The organism is Polaromonas sp. DSP2-3-2b2 (genome assembly GCF_049895905.1).
In the GTDB taxonomy this organism is placed as follows: Bacteria; Pseudomonadota; Gammaproteobacteria; order Burkholderiales; family Burkholderiaceae_C; genus Polaromonas.
In genome coordinates this window covers 1-16,833 of sequence record NZ_JAFCTH010000010.1, presented here as the reverse complement: position 1 = coordinate 16,833, position 16,833 = coordinate 1, and the positions used below count along the sequence as shown (strand labels likewise).

General features: G+C 60.1%; 14 protein-coding genes and 2 pseudogenes. 8 read left to right on the top strand and 8 right to left on the bottom strand.

Annotated elements, in window-relative coordinates; translation table 11 throughout:
* Positions 1–92: 92 nt before the first annotated feature.
* Genes ACP7AD_RS10320 through ACP7AD_RS10310 form a run of 3 tightly spaced genes read left to right on the top strand, consistent with a single transcriptional unit; the run spans position 93 to position 3,688 of the window.
* Positions 93–1,685, top strand: a complete 1,593-nt coding sequence (locus tag ACP7AD_RS10320; RefSeq protein WP_426146871.1) for a CHASE2 domain-containing protein — start codon at positions 93–95, stop codon at positions 1,683–1,685.
* A 16-nt stretch (positions 1,686–1,701) separates the two neighbouring features.
* Positions 1,702–2,061, top strand: a complete 360-nt coding sequence (locus tag ACP7AD_RS10315; protein ID WP_426146869.1) for a hypothetical protein — start codon at positions 1,702–1,704, stop codon at positions 2,059–2,061.
* Positions 2,048–3,688 (top strand): M48 family metalloprotease, encoded by a 1,641-nt coding sequence (locus ACP7AD_RS10310; RefSeq protein ID WP_426146867.1) that lies wholly within the window; start codon positions 2,048–2,050, stop codon positions 3,686–3,688. The genes ACP7AD_RS10315 and ACP7AD_RS10310 overlap by 14 nt, the downstream gene beginning before the upstream one ends.
* A 171-nt stretch (positions 3,689–3,859) precedes the next feature.
* Here ACP7AD_RS10310 and ACP7AD_RS10305 read toward each other — a convergent pair.
* A pseudogene (locus tag ACP7AD_RS10305) lies at positions 3,860–4,676 on the bottom strand (aldo/keto reductase).
* Positions 4,677–5,119: 443 nt separating this feature from the next.
* On the opposite strand from ACP7AD_RS10305, the gene ACP7AD_RS10300 reads away from it, so the two are divergent.
* Entirely contained in the window at positions 5,120–7,273 is a 2,154-nt protein-coding gene (locus ACP7AD_RS10300; protein ID WP_426146865.1) for a D-(-)-3-hydroxybutyrate oligomer hydrolase, read from the top strand.
* Between the two features lie 105 nt (positions 7,274–7,378).
* On the opposite strand, the gene ACP7AD_RS10295 is transcribed toward ACP7AD_RS10300, so the two are convergent.
* On the bottom strand, positions 7,379–8,209 hold the full coding sequence (locus ACP7AD_RS10295) for a transglutaminase family protein (protein ID WP_426146863.1): 831 nt from the start codon (positions 8,207–8,209) through the stop codon (positions 7,379–7,381).
* 336 nt (positions 8,210–8,545) lie between these two features.
* Between ACP7AD_RS10295 and ACP7AD_RS10290 the strand changes: the two genes are divergently transcribed.
* Positions 8,546–9,184 (top strand): class I SAM-dependent methyltransferase, encoded by a 639-nt coding sequence (locus ACP7AD_RS10290; protein ID WP_426146862.1) that lies wholly within the window; start codon positions 8,546–8,548, stop codon positions 9,182–9,184.
* Positions 9,185–9,261: 77 nt separating this feature from the next.
* On the opposite strand, the gene ACP7AD_RS10285 is transcribed toward ACP7AD_RS10290, so the two are convergent.
* The 4 genes from ACP7AD_RS10285 to ACP7AD_RS10270 all read right to left on the bottom strand — a co-directional run bounded on the left by ACP7AD_RS10285 (position 9,262) and on the right by ACP7AD_RS10270 (position 11,765).
* Positions 9,262–9,513, bottom strand: a complete 252-nt coding sequence (locus tag ACP7AD_RS10285) for a hypothetical protein (protein ID WP_426146860.1) — start codon at positions 9,511–9,513, stop codon at positions 9,262–9,264.
* A gap of 74 nt (positions 9,514–9,587) precedes the next feature.
* A complete protein-coding gene (locus ACP7AD_RS10280) occupies positions 9,588–10,337 on the bottom strand; it encodes a tRNA-uridine aminocarboxypropyltransferase (protein WP_426146858.1) in 750 nt (249 codons plus the stop codon).
* A gap of 212 nt (positions 10,338–10,549) precedes the next feature.
* The gene (locus tag ACP7AD_RS10275) at positions 10,550–11,191 is read right to left on the bottom strand and encodes an NAD(P)H-dependent oxidoreductase (protein ID WP_426147066.1); all 642 of its coding nucleotides are present in this window, start codon (positions 11,189–11,191) and stop codon (positions 10,550–10,552) included.
* A gap of 193 nt (positions 11,192–11,384) precedes the next feature.
* Positions 11,385–11,765 carry a VOC family protein gene (locus ACP7AD_RS10270; protein ID WP_426146857.1) on the bottom strand — a complete coding sequence of 127 codons (381 nt, stop codon included), beginning with the start codon at positions 11,763–11,765 and terminating at the stop codon, positions 11,385–11,387.
* A gap of 288 nt (positions 11,766–12,053) precedes the next feature.
* Here ACP7AD_RS10270 and ACP7AD_RS10265 point away from each other — a divergent pair, with 288 nt between their 5' ends.
* From ACP7AD_RS10265 to ACP7AD_RS10255, 3 genes and pseudogenes are all read left to right on the top strand, one after another.
* Complete coding sequence (locus tag ACP7AD_RS10265) at positions 12,054–12,263, top strand: hypothetical protein (RefSeq protein WP_426146855.1); 210 nt, start codon at positions 12,054–12,056, stop codon at positions 12,261–12,263.
* A gap of 222 nt (positions 12,264–12,485) precedes the next feature.
* The gene (locus ACP7AD_RS10260; RefSeq protein ID WP_426146854.1) at positions 12,486–13,616 is read left to right on the top strand and encodes a Fic family protein; all 1,131 of its coding nucleotides are present in this window, start codon (positions 12,486–12,488) and stop codon (positions 13,614–13,616) included.
* 64 nt (positions 13,617–13,680) lie between these two features.
* Positions 13,681–14,786, top strand: a pseudogene (locus ACP7AD_RS10255) (PDDEXK nuclease domain-containing protein).
* Between the two features lie 345 nt (positions 14,787–15,131).
* On the opposite strand, the gene ACP7AD_RS10250 reads toward ACP7AD_RS10255, so the two are convergent.
* Positions 15,132–15,650, bottom strand: a complete 519-nt coding sequence (locus ACP7AD_RS10250) for a hypothetical protein (protein WP_426146852.1) — start codon at positions 15,648–15,650, stop codon at positions 15,132–15,134.
* Positions 15,651–15,705: 55 nt separating this feature from the next.
* Positions 15,706–16,632 carry an NACHT domain-containing protein gene (locus ACP7AD_RS10245; RefSeq protein ID WP_426147064.1) on the bottom strand — a complete coding sequence of 309 codons (927 nt, stop codon included), beginning with the start codon at positions 16,630–16,632 and terminating at the stop codon, positions 15,706–15,708.
* Between the last annotated feature and the right edge of the window lie 201 nt (positions 16,633–16,833).

Genomic DNA, 16,833 nt, shown 5'->3' with positions numbered 1-16,833 from the left:
TGGCGCTTGCCCGACTGCGGATAGACTAGTTGTACATTTTGTAACGTTGCCTCTCGCGCGACGGCAGGCGAAATCAGTTTTCCAGCATGGCCATGAAAATTATGAAGCTTTTGAGCGGGCTGGGCAAAGCCTTCAACGACGCATTGAGCGCCAGCGACAGCGTGCCTGACCATCCAGGCCAACGCTGGTTTGCACGGGCCTGGGCCTTGCTGATACTGGTCGTGGTGTCGTTCACCATGCTCTGGCTGGGGGACAAGCTCAACGCCAGCGGCATGGCGCTGACGCGCTTCATGGCCCGTGCGCAAGCGCCGCTGACGGCGCAGTTCCACTATCCGGCCCTGATGCGCGACCAGATCACGGTGGCGCTGTACGACCGGGAGTTTCTCGACAGCAGCGGCAGTGCCTGGCCCATCAGCTATCAGGACCATGCCGACGGGCTGCTTCGCCTGGCGAGCGACCCGAAGGCCCGCCCCAAGGCCATCATGCTGGACATCACCTTCGGCCAGGAACGCGATGACCCGACCATTGCAAGCCTGCGCCAGGCGCTGTGCAGGATTCAAAATGAATTCAAGGTGCCGGTATTCCTGGCGGCAATGCCTTCACCCGAAACCGGCCGCCTGACCATCCGCTCCGGCCTGGGCGCTGACCCGCCCGGCAGCGCGCCGGCCTGTTTCACGCTGGTGGGCGTGGACTACCTTCCAGATCCGTTGGACGGCCTGGCCTGGAGCTACCAGCTCAGCCGCCACCTGACCGATGCCGGCTGGGCAGCCGGCCCCGCGAGCGAACCACTGCGCCAGCCGGCCTACCGCAGCGCCGCCATGGCCATGGCGCAGGACGTGGCGCACCTCGACCTGGGCGAGGAAACCGTTCCCATGGCGCTGGTCTGGGGGCACAACTCGGCGCCGCAGCGCCACAGGCCCGAACGCCTGCAGCACTGCCGTCCCGGGGTGCCTGACCTGCGGCAACTGGTGCCGGGTGTGCTGCGCCAGTTATGGGAAGACGCCGGCCGGCTGCCCTTGTGCCCTTATCACCAGACGCTGTCCATGGCTCAGCTCGGTGTGTTGTCGGAAGTCGAGCTGGCGCCCTATCTGGCAGGGCGCTATGTGCTGGTGGGCGCCAACGTCCCGGGCTTCAACGATTTCGCCGATTCGCCCGTCCACCGCATCACGCCGGGCATCTACATGCATGCCATGGCGCTGGACAATCTGCTGACCTACGCAGGCGACTACAAGCTCAGCGCCGAATGGACGCTGCCGCCGTCGTGGGCATTGCTCAAGCCGGGCCTGATGGCCATTTTGGTGGTCTTCGGAGTGCATCTGGCCTGGGACGCGCTGCAGGCAAAACTGACCCGGTTGTGTCAAGCGCGTGGCTGGCCGCCGGCGCTTTCCAGCCTGCCTGCGCACTACCAGGCGCAGCCGGAGCGCACCCGTCGGCTGCTTCGGCTGCCGGTCGATGTGCTGGCCTGGCTGGCCCGGCTGGCGCTTCAATTTGTCGCGGTCATGGTGCTGATCGGCTTGCTGCAAGCCTGGTTCCGCATCGGCATGCTGCCCGTGGTCGAACTGGCCGGCATGACGCTGCTGGCCGAGGGCCTGGGCTATATGAAAAAGATCCAGGACCTTTTCAAAACAACTCCTGCGCCAAGCGACACAACACCTGCTGCTCCCGCCTCCCTGCCAATGCCATAAACCCCAAGGAAAATTGATGAAATTCCATGTTCCCCTGCTTGTTGTCCTGCTGGCCCTGCCCGTTTCCGCAGTGCTGGCGCAAGGCAAGGTCATTGCGCCCAGTCCCAGCACCCTGACCAGCCTGGACCTGTACGACCAGCCCGGAGCGGCCGTGGCCGTGCGCCAGGTCAGCGTGGCCGAAGCCGGGCTGCCGCTGGCCATTCAATCGACAAAAACCGGCTACCACCAGGTTGCCATCGGTGGACAAAACTACTGGCTGCGCGGCATGCAGGTGCGTATCAGCCGCGACAGCACTGCAAGTTGCGGCACCGCATCGCAGTCGGCGCTCAATGGAACCATCGCCACACCGGGAGCTGGAAAAGATGCCTGCAAATAAGTGGCGCACCTCACCCTGGCGCACGCTGCAGACCGGCGCCTTCGCCATGGCGCTGGCCGTGCTGGCGGGCTGCGAAACCATGCCCAAGGCCATGCCGTCGCTGCCGTTTTTGAGCCAGGCCGCCCCTGTCAGCCCCACCGCCGCACTGCCGCCACCCGTTGCGCGCGAATGGCCTGACGCCGCGCAGGATGTACTCAACCAGCGTGCGCGCGGTTTTGGCCTGGTCAATGCCCCTGACCTGCAGCGCTACCTGAACAGCGTGTATGCGCGCATCAAGACCCAGGCCGGCGTGGCCGGCTGGCCTGGCGGCGTGCATATCCTGGCCAGCGATGCACTGCAGGCCTACGCGACCGGCGCCGGAAACATCTATGTCTCCATGCCGTGGCTGACCTCGGCGCAGAGCGAAGACGAGCTTGCGGCCCTGCTCAGCCATGAGTTCGGCCATGTCTACCTGCACTACCACGAGCTGGAGGGCGCGGTGCAGGGCGCCGACACGGTGACCGGCTTTCTGGCGCTTGGCGTGGGCATTGCCAAAAAAACCGCCCAGGCCACCGGCTGGAATGATGTCGACACCCTGGTCACCGCCTACACGCTGGGGCGCGGGCTGGTCACGACGATTTACGGCCGGTCGCAGGAAAGCGCTGCCGACAACTTCGGCCTGAACGTCAGCCTGAAGCTCGGCTATTCCTACGAGCATGGCATGAAGGCGTTTCTGGAGCGCCAGGCCAGCTGGGAAGAAGACAACGAACAGCGCGAAAAGGGCCGCAACGAGCAGATGCTCAAGACCATCCGGCAGCAAGCCATGGACGCCGCTGCCAAGCAAAACCCCAAGGCCGGCAACAACGCCGCAAGCCAGTCGCTGGCCCAGTCGAGCGGCGAACTCAGCGGTAACCTGGGTGCAGCCTTGCAGCAGATGGCGTTCGACATCAGCAAGGTATCGGCAAAAGTTCGAAGTGACCACCCGCCGATTGTGGAAAGGATCGATGCGCTGGGCGTGGCGGTCACGCCGTTTCCAGACATACAGGTCAGCAGGGAGCCGGTGACGAAACCTTTGCAAAAAGCCTTGCAGGACAGGCGCACGGCAGCCATCCTGGCCAATTACGCCCTGGCCTTCAAGGTCATCAACGCGCCGAAGGAGCCGAAATCGCTGGAGCTGGCCAGAAGGTCGGCAGCAGGCCCCACCGCCACGCATGCCGTGCCGCTGTTCGCGCTTTACACCGTGCTGAACGAACAGCCCGCTGCGGCGGGCAGGCAGAAGTCAGACCCGGGCCTAGTGCTTGAAGCGAACTTTCTTTCCGAGCCGGACCGCGCCTGGAAAACCTATCAGGAACGCAGCAGGCGGCTGCAGGATGGCCGGCAAACCGCCGCCGCCAGAAAGGTGATGGACCAGGGCCTGGGCTACTTCCAGAATGCCGAGGAAGCCTGGCCCGATGCCATCCGTTTTTATGGTGAGGCGCAGGGCTGGGACGAAGCCAAGCGCATGGCGCAAAACTGCGGCAAAAACTTCCGGCGCGTGTCGGAGCGCTGCACGCAGGCGGCCACCAGCCCGTCCGAACAGGAAACGGCCGAGCGCAAGAACAAGGAAAAAGGCGACCAGATTGCGAAAAAGCTTTTCAAGACGCCTTAGATTGACGACCGCTTTTTGCTATTGAATAAATAGCTAGTTGCGCAAGCCTGGCGTGCGCAATAGGCTTATTTGATGCTGAAAACGTGGTTTGCGGGTTGAAACGGCTGCGCTGCAGCGTGTTTTGAAAAGTGCGCATGCCTTGCTCTGGGCGCTGGTCGGGCGCCCCAGCCTTCACACCCCCACAGAATCTCCATGCCGGCGCCAGAACTCCGCATCCGGCAGAACGCCCCGGCCCGCCGCCAGGTTGTCCTGCATGTGCGCGGGCCGGCCGGTGCCCGGAATGGCGCAGGTCACGGCCGGGTGGCTCAGTACGAATTTCAGCAGCACCTGCGCCCAGCTGGCGCAGCCGATGTCCGGCGCCCAGCCGGGCAGCGGCTTGCCGGCCAGGCGCCGCAGCAGGCCGCCGCCGCCAAACGGCTGGTTGACCAGCACCGCCACGCCGCGCTCCTGCGCCAGCGGTAGCCCGGTCGTCGAGCGCATAGTTGATCTGCAGGAAATCGAGCTTCTCGGCGCGCAGCACCGCCTCCACCTCGGAATAAGCCGACGCGGTGTAGTGGGTGATGCCGACGTAGCGCACCCGGCCGGCGTCCTTCAACCGGCGCACCGAGGCCAGCTGGATGCGCCAGTCCACCAGGTTGTGTACCTGCATCAGGTCGATGCGGGAGGTGGCAAGCCGGGCAAACGACTGTTCCACCTGCGCCAGGCCGGCTTCGCGCCCGCTGGTCCAGACCTTGGTCGCGATGAAGGCCTTGTCGCGGCTGCCGGCGGCGGCCAGCAGCTCTCCGGTCGTGGCTTCGGCGCGACCGTACATCGGCGAGCTGTCGAGCACCGAGCCGCCAGCGGCAAACAGCGCGTCGAGCACGCCGGGCAACTGGCCGTAGCCCGGGCTGCCCGGCGCCACGTCAAAGCCGATGTAGGTGCCGCAGCCAATGACCGGCAGCGCTTCGCCGGTCGAGGGAATCGGGCGGGTATCGATCTGGGGTGTCATGGGCGTGGCCTGGGGTTGCGCCAGCGCCCCTGACCACCACGGCGCCACGGCCGACAAGGCGGCCAGTGCGCGGGCCGACTGGCGCAATGCCGTGCGCCGGTCGGCGCCACGGGAAGGGGATGGCGGAAAAGGCATGGACGATATTTGCCTGAACTTCAAAAGCCACACGGGGCAAGGGCTTTGAAAAGTTGTCTGTCAATGAAGCTGATTGATTTTTTTACCAAATCGTCAAGCTCGCTTACCCCGGTAGGTATTCGTACGGAATTGAAACACCCCATGTTACCGACCATCATGCAGCTGACTTCAGCAGGTCACTCCGAGTGGATTCGGGCTGCTGAGGCTTCGCAGCCCTGAGGGACAAGCTGGCCAAAAGCGCCGGATTGCTTTGAACAGGTGTGTGTAAAAAGTCGATGAACGAACAAATCAACACAAGAAGGCGAGACATGACCATTGCACGCAAGAACAACACTTTGAAGCTGAGCGCACTGGCCGCTGCCGTCCTGGCGCTGAGCGCCTGCGGCGGAAGCAGCGACCCGGTCGAGAGCACCAACATCAAGCCAAGCTACCTGGGCGCCATCGCCACCGCCAGCTATGACGGCAACAGCGACGACCTGCTGACCGCCGGCCTGGGCAAGACCGGGCTGGGCGCGGCCACATCGGTTGCACTGACGCCCGCTGACCCGTTGAAGCCCACGGCAGCCGAACTGCGCAAGCTCGCCATCTTCAACAACTACCGCGCCATCCTCGACATCAGCGCGGCCGGCGGCTACGGCACGCTGTACGGGCCGAACGTCGATGCCAAGGGCGTCATCACCACCAGCGAAGGCAAGATCGCCGGAACCGAACACATCGCCTACTCCGATGACGGCACGGGCAAGCAGAACATCACCATGCTGGTGCAGGTACCTAGCACCTTCAACCCGACCAATCCGTGCATCGTCACCGGCACCTCCAGCGGCTCGCGCGGCGTGTATGGCGCCATCGGGTCGTCCGGCGAGTGGGGCCTGAAAAACGGCTGCGCCGTGGCCTATACCGACAAGGGCACGGGCACCGGCATCCACGACCTGCAGAACAACACTGTCAATGTGCAGAACGGCGTTCGCACGGACGCCGCCACGGCCGGCAAGAATTCCATCTTCACCGCCGAGCTGAGCGCCGCCGAGCTGGCCGCCTTCAACACGGCCACGCCCAACCGCTTTGCCGTCAAGCACGCGCATTCGCAGCAGAACCCCGAAAAGGACTGGGGCAAGTGGACGCTGCAGTCGGTTGAATTCGCCTATTTCGTGCTGAATGAAAAGTACGGCGACCTGGCACGCGACGGCGTGACGCGCCTGAAAAAGCTCACGCCGGCCAACACCATCGTGATCGCTTCCAGCGTGTCCAACGGCGGCGGTGCTGCACTGGCGGCAGCCGAGCAGGACACGCAGGGCCTGATCAGCGGCGTGGCCGTGGCCGAGCCCGAAGTCCAGCTGGCGCCCGACAACCGCCTGAGCGTCAAGCGCGGCGCCACCACCCTGGTTGGCACCGGCAAGCAGCTGTACGACTATTTCACGCTGGCCAACCTGCTGCAGCCCTGCGCCGCGCTGGTGTCACCCACGACGAACGCCTTCAACACGACGGCAAATACGCCAGCAAGCAGCGCTATTGCCACCAACCGCTGCAGCGCCCTCAAGGCCAACGGCCTGGTTACCGGCACCACGACCGCCGAACAGGCCAACAGCGCCATGGCCAAGCTGATCGAGGCCGGCTGGCAGCCTGAAAGCAATGTGCTGCAGGCGTCGCACTACTCGTTTGCGACCCTGTCGGTCGGGCTGACGTATGCCAACACCTACGGCCGATTCAGCGTCAAGGACAACCTGTGCGGCTACAGCTTCGCGTCCACCGGCGCCGCCGCATCGGCCACGCCGAACGCGCCGGTTCCGGCTTCCGCCGCCGCGCTGGCCTCCTCTTTTGGCACTAGCAACGGTGTGCCACCGACATTGCCGGCCCCTAACAGCATCAACATCGTCAACAACAACAGCCTGGGCGGGCCGCTGCTCGATGCCGCGTCGCTGTCGGCTGGTGGTGTGCAGGACTACAACATCGCCGGCGCGCTGTGCATGCGCGAACTCGCCACCGGCACCAGCGCCAACGCGGTGCGCCTGCAGCAGGGCATGAAGGAAGTGGTGCGCAGCGCCAACCTGCGCGGCAAGCCGGCGCTGATCGTGCAAGGGCGGGCCGACACGCTGCTGCCGGTGGCCTTCACCGGCCGTCCTTACTACGGCATGAACAAGATCGTCGAAGGCGGTAGCAGCAAGCTGTCGTACATCGAAGTGACCAATGCCCAGCATTTCGACGCCTTCCTCGCCTTGCCGGGCTATCCGGAGCGCCTGGTGCCGCTGCACCGCTACTTCATCCAGGCCATGGACATGATGTATGCCAACCTGAAGTCCGGCGCCGCGCTGCCGGCCAGCCAGGTGGTACGCACCGTGCCGCGCGGTTTGACCGGCGCTGCCGCCAATCCGATCACGGCCGCCAACGTGCCGCCGATCAAGACGACGCCGGCCGCCGCTGACCAGATCACGTTCGCCAACAACGTGCTGACCATCGCCGACTGATCGCTTTTTCCGGCCCTTGCAAAGCCCGTGGCGCCGCTGGTGCGTCACGGGCTTTTTTCATGGGGATTGCAAAACCTGGCGGAGACTCCGCAGCCCGCCGCCCGGCTATTCGTCGCTTGGGTCGTCCTGGGCGGAATCGGGCGGCAGGTCATCGGCCGCCGTCACCTCGATGTGCATGTCGTCGAGCTGCAGCGGCTGCAGCCCGTAGTCCGAGATAAATGCCACGTCGGCCGCGTCATGGCCGTAGGCCAGCACGATGCGGCCGCCGCGCGGCGCGTCCTGCGTGGCGTCGAAGGTGTACCAGCGCCCGCCGACGAAGGCTTCGAACCAGGCATGCAGGTCCATCGGCTTGAGCCCGTGCAGGTAGCCGACCACCATGCGCGCCGGAATCTGCAGGCTGCGGCACAGGCTGATGCCGACATGCGCAAAGTCGCGGCACACGCCCGCGCCATGCTCCAGCGTGTCCAGCGCGTCGGTGCTGGCGGTGCTGACGCCGTAGCGGTATTCCAGGTTGTCGTGGATCCAGGCGCGAATCTTTTCAACCTGCGCATAGCCCGGCGCTGCCCTGCCGACCACGGTCAGCGCCTGGTCCTGCATCATGTCCGACGGGCAGTAGCGGCTTTGCAGCAGGTAATGCAGCACGTCGGCCGGCAGCTCGGTGATGGGCGTCATGGGCGCGCCATGCGCCACCGCGATATGGTCTTCGACCTCCATGACCACTTCGACCCGGATATGCATCTGTCCCTGCGGCACGACCAAGCGCTGGCACAGGTTGCCGTAACCGTCGGCATATTCGTCCACCGGCGCCCAGGGGTGCAGGTCGTAGCGTTCGCTGATCACCCACTGCGCCGGGCCGCTGCGCGGGCGCAGCATGGCCACCATGGGGCAATCCGAGGCAGCGGTCATGCTGATGGAACAGGCAGCTTTGAGCTTCATGGAAAGAAAGGTAAAAAAGGATGGCAGGGATGGCGCGAAAAGCTCTAGCTTAGCTTGCGCGCACTACCCGGCTTGTAGGCTGGAATCCGCCTGATGTGCCGGTGCGCCTGGCGAAACGGGTTGGGTGCTATTAAAAAAATCCTCCGCCTGGGCCGCCGGCCAGCTCTGGCGGGGGAATGTTCCCCTGCTGACAAGGCAACGTCTGACAAACGCCTGAGCCCGGCTGCTCCAGAATAAAAACAATCGGCAGCGCTGCAGCGAAGCTTTGGGGAGACGGCTTCGCACCGCCAACGCAGCGCTGACCAAAAACACAACAGCCCAGACAGGACTCGCACCATGAACCAGCAACGCGTTGAAGGGCAGGCCAGCCATGTCGCCGCACCTTCCAACCGTCCTGCCTTTGGTCAGTTGCGAGACAGCTACCAGTTCCTGCGCGGCTTTGTGCGCAACCCGGCCCAGGTCGGCTCCATCATTCCAAGTTCGCGCCAGCTGGAGCAGCGGCTGGTGCGCAGCGCGCGCATCGGTGATGCGCGCATGGTGGTGGAGCTGGGGCCAGGCACCGGTGGAACAACCTCGGCGTTTTTGCAGGCCATGGGCTCCACCGCGCAGCTGCTGGCCATCGAGCTGGACAGCGAATTTCACCAGCGCCTGCAAGCGGCTATCCACGATCCGCGCTTCAACGTCGAACTCGGCAGCGCCGAGCGCCTGGCCGAGTTCCTGAAAGCGCGCTGGCTGCCCGCGCCCGATGCGATCATCTCGGGCATTCCGTTTTCCACCATGCCGCCCGATGTTTCGGACCTGGTGGCGTCCAGCGTGGCTAGCGTGCTGCGGCCCGGCGGGCGTTTTGTCGCCTACCAGGTGCGCGCGCATGTTTGCGGCTTCATGTCGCCCTACCTCGGCAAGCCCGACAAGACGTGGGAAGTCGTCAACGTGCCGCCGGTGCGCGTGTTCACCTGGGTCAAGCCCGGCGCCTAGGCCCTGCGCGCATTGTTCAAGGGGTCAGGTTCACGGCCCAAGCCGTGCGAAGCTGAACCGGAGCCCTTGAGCGCCGCCTAGCGCCCCACCACCGACCAGCCGGCCTGCTGGTTGGCCTTGTTGTTCTCGTATTCCCACGCGGTGCCGCAGCGGTCGCAGCGATAGCTGGTGATCGTGACCAGGTTGGCGCCGCGCTTTTCCTGACGGTTGCCGCCCTGCACCAGTTCGGGATGCCCCGGCGCCTTGCGCCAGTTGCGCTGGATGCCGGCGCACGATTCGCACAGCTCCATCTTCTTCAATTCATTCTTTCGGTTCAGGTCTTGGGTCATGGTGTGGCTGCTTTTCTGGTGGGGCGAGGTTGCCTTGGAGGTTGGGGCCGATTGTCGCTGACGCGAACTTTCCGTTAGCCGCCAGCGCCCGTGCCGCCCGGCAGGCGCAGCCCGCGCAGGCGCTGGTGCGCCGCGTCGTCGCCATCGACGGGCAACTGCTGCCTGGCATTCAGGTAGTGGCTGGTGAACACGTCCAGGTAAGCCTCCAGCGTTTGCGCCGCATGCGGCTCGCCGGCCAGTTCCAGGCACAGAGCAGCGACTTCCGAGGTGCAGAAATGATCCGCCCGCTTCGCCCGGCGCAGCCGGTAGCGCGACAGCTGCTCGCTTTGCAGGCTGAGCACCGGCAAATGGTCCAGGTAGGGGCTTTTGCGAAACATTTTTCGCGCCTCGGGCCAGGTGGCGTCCAGCAGCACGAACAACGGTCGCCGGCCGTCATGCGGATCGGTGGCTGGCATCTCGGACACAACGCGCCCGCCCTCCACGAACTCGCCCGGAAACACCAGGTAGGGCTGCCACTGCGGATCGGCCAGCAGCGCCAGCAGCGCCGGGTCCACTTCGGTCCGCGCCCAGCCAAAGGCAAACGTGTCGGCCACTACATCGGCAATCAGCCAGCCCGTGTTGCTGGGCTTGAGCGCCTCGATGTCGGCCATGACCAGGCACACGCCCGCACGCACCGGCACGGCCGGGCGCAAGGCGCACAGGCAGTGGCTGGGAAGCAGCCGGCAACCGGCGCAGCGCTCGCCACGCGGCCCGCCCCGGGCCAGAAAGGGCTTGGAGGAGCGCGCCAGGCGGGCGGTGCGCAGGCGGGAAACGGCGTGGCTCATGCGCGCTTCCCGAAGGTCGATGAAGTGAGGGGCTGGGCTGAAGGCATAGGGGCATAGCTTAGGGGCTGTGGCTTGGTGCGGCCTGCCCGGGCCGCTGCGTTGCCGCGCGTGGGGCGCTCGCTGGTAGCGGGCCCCAACAAAAACGGGCGTCAAGACGCCCGTTTTTGTTGGTCTCCAAGAAGGCGCGCGCAGTCTACCGCGCCCCCCGCCCATCAGACTTCCGTGATGAACTGCTCGCGGGGGCGGCGCACCTTGGTCAGGTTCACCAGCCAGTCCTTGTCGGCCTCGCGGTAGCCCAGCGGCAAAATGGCGACGCTGCGCAGGCCCCGTGCGCGCAGGTTCAGGATCTCGTCCAGCGCGTTTGCGTCAAAGCCTTCCATCGGTGTGCAGTCCACCTCTTCAAACGCGGCGGCCAGCATTGCGGCCGTCATGCCGATGTAGGCCTGGCGGGCGGCGTGTTGGTGGTTCAGCTCCGCATCGCGCTGCGGGTACGTGTCCAGCAGCATGTTGCGGTAGTTCTCCCAGCCCTCGTTTTTCGTGCCGCGCACGCTGTTGGTCAGGTCGAACATCATGTTGATGCGCTCTGCCGTGTAGTTGTCCCAGGCGGCAAACACCAGCAGGTGCGAGCCGTCGGTGATCTGGCCCTGGTTCCAGGCAATCGGCTTGATACGCTCGCGCACTTCCTGGCTGGTCACCACGATGATCTCGTAGGGCTGCAGGCCGCTGGACGTGGGCGCCAGGCGGGCCGCTTCCAGAATCCGTTCCACCTTGTCCGGCGACACCGCTTTGGCGGGGTCCAGCTTCTTGGCGGCATAGCGCCACTGCAGGCGCTCGATCAGCGCGTCCGATTGCATTTCCGGGGCGGGCACCGTGTGGGCAGGGGCGGCGAGGGTGGCAGAGAGGGTCATCGATGGATTCCTTGGTTGATTAGCTGGCGTCGTGCAAGACGCGCCTGCATTTGATGTGGAGGCCACATGTGCGCTTTTAAAGCCCCAGTAAAGCGCTGACCACCATTTCCGCCATCGTCAGCGCCAGCGGTAGCGCGCCTTATTGGGCAGGGCGGTGCAGCGCGCAGAGCTTGTTGCCGTCCGGGTCGCGCAAATACGCCAGGTAGATCTGGCCCATCGGGGAGTCACGAAACCCCGGGGCGTCTTCGCAGGTCGTGCCGCCGTTGGCGACCCCGGCCGCATGGAAGGCGTCACCTTGCTCGGTGGACTGCGCGGCAAAGCCGATGGTGCTGCCGTTGCCGTGGCAAGCCGCCTCGCCATTGACGGGCGTGGTGATGGCGAACATGCCGGTGGGGCTGCGGTAGAAATACCGGTTCTTGTTGGCAACGCCCGGGGCAATGCCCAGCGTGCCGAGCAGCGCGTCATAAAACTTTTTCGAAACCTCAAGATCGTTAACACCAAGCATCACGTGACTGAACATTGTTTTCTCCGTTGGGTGCCCGGTAGCGGGCGAAATAGGGCCGGGGCAATGGTAATGGATGGCCGGTTGCGGCGGGCAGGCCAAGGCCATCAAGCGTGCAGCCTTCAACGCGGCACACGCCATCGGCTGGCAAGGACTCGTTTCATTGCCAAATCGGTCGTTTGCGCACATCCTTGCTGCACAAGCTGCTATCAATATTAAATTTGTTGCTTGTTCAGGTCTTTACACCGGCCTTCGATACTGGAGTAGCTTCGCAACAGCCTCTCAACATTTCACCAAGACATTGACATGAACAAAGCATTTCTTTCGCTGGCCGCGCTGGTCGTTTCCTTATCCGCCTCAGCCGCCCAGGCGGGCACGGTCAATTTCGATTCAGGCAGCGCCCAAGTGCACAGCGTGCCGGTGACAAAATACAAAAACAGCCACAAGCACAAAGTATGGGTGCCGGCCCATCGGTCACATGGCCGCCTGGTGAAGGGTCATTACATCTGGCGCTGATGCCGCTTGGGCAGCGGCACGGACAGGCCACGGCCAAACAGGCGGCCGTCCAGCATTTGATGGTCAGGCGATTATTTAAGTGAAAAAGGCTTGTAGCGCACGTTCTGTATGCGCAAGCAGCTATTAAATGTGTAGCTAAAGTCATTCGGCAATACAGCTGTGAGCCGTATTGCCGAGCTATTTACCGTACAAATTGCGGCGAATAATCGCGACAATCACCGCATGCGCCCCCATCACCCACCCCGCAATCCCCGCTACATCTGGCAACTGTCCGACTGGCCAAACCTCGCCTATGACGTTGCCGCACTGGCCGCGCCCTTGGCCCAAGTGCATCGGGCGCAGGGCCAGCTCATGGGGCGCATGGCAGCGCTGGGCATGGACCAGCGCGAACAAGCCACCTTGCAGGTGCTGACGCAAGAAGTCATCAAGACCACCGAGATCGAAGGCGAACGCCTCAGCCTGGACGCCGTGCGCTCGTCCATTGCCCGCAGGCTGGGGCTGGACATTGGCGCACTGGCCCCCAGCGACCGGAAGGTGGACGGCGTGGTGGATGTGGTGCTGGACGCCACCCGCCACTTTGACCAGCCCCTGACTGCAGAGCGCCTGTTTGGCTGGCACGCCGCCCTGTTCCCCACCGGCTACAGCGGCCGGGTACGCATCACCGTGGCGGCGTGGCGCACGGACGCCAGCGGCCCGATGGAAGTGGTGTCCGGCCCTGTGGGGCGGGAGAAAGTGCATTTCACCGCACCGCCCGCCAGCACATTGCCTGCGCAAACCGGTGCGTTCCTGAAGTGGTTCGAGGCCGCCCCCGTGGGCGACGCCCTGATCAAAGCCGGGCTGGCCCACCTGTGGCTGGTGACCCTGCACCCGTTTGACGACGGCAATGGCCGCATCAGCCGCGCCGTGGGCGACATGGCGCTGGCCCGCGCCGAGGGCACCCGCCAGCGTTTCTATAGCTTCAGCGCCCAGATACAGCGCGAGCGCAAAGACTATTACGACCAGCTGGAGGCCACGCAAAACGGACCGCTGGACGTGACGCCCTGGCTCGACTGGTTTTTGGGTTGCCTGCTGCGCGCCGTGCAAGGCGCAGACGCCACCCTGGCCGGCGTGCTGGACAAGGCCCAGTTCTGGCAACGCTGGGCCGGCACGCCCATGAATGCGCGGCAAATCCAGGTGCTGAACCGCGTGCTGGACGGCTTTGAAGGCAAGCTCAGCAACGCCAAATGGGCGGCATTGGGCAAATGCTCTGCCGACACGGCGCTGCGCGACATCAACGACCTGCTGGCGCTCGGGGTGCTGCGCAAGCTGGAGGGCGGGGGGCGCAGTACGGGGTATGAGTTGTGTGCCAAATAGGCTGCTGGCGCTTGTGGAATATGCGCTGGCAGCTATCAAATTAAATCGATGTCAGCCCTGAAAAATGGCCTTCTACGGCATCTGCCGCATCCGATGCGGAATTGACGCTGTATTCCAGCGGGTCCTGTCTACCCGCAACACGGTTGCGCGTGGCATTGACCTTGTGCAGGTGCGCATTCACTTCGAGATTGGCCGGCATGTTGTTGAATACGAGCAGCAAGGCCAAGCACGGGCTGCTTACGGAAAAGAACTGCTGGCCTTGCTGGCCGAGCGCCTGACCGCCGAGTTTGGCAAAGGATTCGGGCGAAGCAACATCGCTTATGCCCGCAGCTTTTATCCCGCTTATCAGGCACGCAGGCCAATTGTCCAGACAGCGTCTGGACAATTGGCGTCAGGCGCTCTGCAGCCGGAAAACGCAGCGCTTCAAATTTTCCAGACAGCGTCTGGAAAATCCGAACGCCCCTTCAGCTTGAGCTGGTCGCACTATGTTTTTCTGCTGGGCATCAAGAAGGCCGACGAACGCGACTTCTACGAAATCGAAGCCACCAGCCAGGACTGGACCGTGCGGGAACTCAAGCGCCAGTTTGACAGCGGCCTGTACGAGCGTCTGGCCCTGAGCCGCGACAAAGACGGCATTCGCCAGTTGGCCCAACAGGGGAAAATCGTCAGCCGGCCCCAGGACCTGCTCAAAGAGCCGCTGGTGCTGGAGTTTTTGGGCCTGTCCGAACAAGCCCGGTATTCCGAGTCCGACCTGGAGGGCGCCATCATCAGCCAGATCGAGCATTTTCTGCTGGAGCTGGGCAAGGGATTTTTGTTTGAAGCCCGGAAAAAGCGCTTTACCTTTGACGACGACCATTTTTTGTCGATCTGGTTTTCTACAACCGCCTGCTGCGCTGCTATGTGCTGATCGACCTGAAAATCGGCAAGCTCACCCACCAGGATTTAGGCCAGATGCAGATGTACGTCAACTACTTTGACCGCCACGTCAAAACCGACACTGAAAGCGCCACGATCGGTATCTTGCTGTGCAAGAAAAAGAATGAGGCACTGGTGGAAATCACGCTGCCCAAAGACGCGAACATCCATGCGCGGGAATACCAGCTTTATTTGCCTAGTAAGGAAGGGTTGCTGCAGAAATTTGTAGAGTGGACTGCAAAAGTATATGAATGAATATGCTTTCAGTCACTTTATGAGTTGAAGGAATTACGATCAAACCAAGTCGATAAAGAGATTCCAAAATTCTTTCCAGTCAAATCCATGACCAATTTAAATTAAATGTAATTTAACCCTGAGTTCAACTTTAAATGGCTTGTGACTGAACAGCTTCAACGCAGAAAATATAAGTCAAATTAGGCTATTGGCGAATGGCTTGCCTGCAGTTGTTGCTATTGAATCGGAATCAATAGAGTGTCAACACCTTGCTCATGCGCGCTTTCGCCGATCTTCGGTTTCATGTAGTAGTCCTGTGAAATTTAATTTAAGTGAAAGTTGACTCCGATTCCGCTTTAATAAACTTTAAAAAAGACTTGAACGCAATTCATGAATATTTAAATTATTTAAGGCTTGATCTTTTTTCTTTTCTAGCTTCTGAAGCATTATTCGAAAATTATTTGCTAATTTTTCGTGGCCATAGAGATTAATTGTTTCCCGAATATTTATGACAACTTTGCCATTTGCGTCTGCTCTATATGACATAAATTCTATAAAGTGATCTGAATCTAAAACTTCATCATCAAATATTGAGTGTAAAAAATTACTAAATATGTCGCTGGAGATATTTCTATAGCAATATCTAGGGGTAAGGCTGTCATGTCTAGCGGAAGTAATTCTATATTTGCAAGATTGCTTTTCTGAGTATTCTAAATAGATATTAAAATTAAAATTTTGTGATTCAAGATTATTTATTAGTTCTGTTTTGCAATCAGAATTATCAAGAAAACAATATTGTTTGTTGACAATTTCAATTTCATTTAGAAGATAGTATTTATTAAATCTAAAGTCATCTATATAGTTTAAGAATGTTAATACTTCCATCCAGTTTTGCGGGTCATTAATTGAAAATGCGTAAAATTTTTCAGCAAAACTTTCATTAGATTTTTTTTATAAAAGATGCGGCGTAATATTCCATTACGCTTTTATGTAGAAAAACCCAATTTTCATAACCATCAGGTAATATGAGACATGCTACTCTGTTCATATCCATTCTAAAGTTAGCGGATTCACATTTAGAAGTTTCTATTGGTGTATTCGCGGCGAGAAAAAAAGAGTCAAATTGACTTGTATTAAGCGAGCGTGTAATTTTATTATGAAGGCATACAAAGCAAAAGGCTTCAAAAAGCTCTTGCAGTTTATTTTCACTTATTCCGCTAGCATATGTCCTGCGAAATGTCGGCTTTGCGTTGTCATGTCCCGAGAATACGCATCTAAATAAAATGTCAAAAAATTCAGGCAAATTTTCTGGAATTTTATTTGCTGAGCGATATGCGATCACTACAAGTGTTAGCATTAATGGTGTAGTAATTAATTCCGATATGTTGCTAGGGCTGTTTTTAATCGAATGTTTTATTTCCGAAATGAAAATAGCGGTGAGTCCTAGTTTGGATAAAAATGGAGTGTAGTCAGCCTCCTTAAGGCTAGCTATTTTTATTATTTTAAACTTTGAAGATTTTTGAATTTCAGCCGATGGTCGCGATGTAATAACAATTCTCAACGTTTCATATTTTTCCAAGAAATGATCGATTTCTTGATACACGCTCTTTACTAGGTGATCCTCAATTTCATCGAACGCATCTAATAAAAGTATGAATTTACCTGAGTGCATTATGAATTCAAATGTATCAGAATCATATGCATCAATATTTATTTCTTCTAAATATTTTCTAATTGCATTCTCAAGGTTTATTTTGTTATTTAGAGTTCGAAACTCTATGAATATAGGAAACTTGTCAGCTTGATTGCTTCTGATGTCGCTTGTGGCTAAATGGCGTAAATATATGGATTTTCCTTGTCCAACGATTCCTTCAAAAATTAAATTTCCAGTGGGTAAGTCTGATAAATACTGGCAATGTATTTGACCACCATTAATTTCGATTTTTGATGGGTAATAAAAGTCAGTTAGATTAATTTCTTTGTCAGCACTCTAAGGTGGACCCCTGAGTCAAGACAAATTTGAACTCAGTTTAAGTTGCACTCGATTCCACTCGCAGCTGGACGGCGC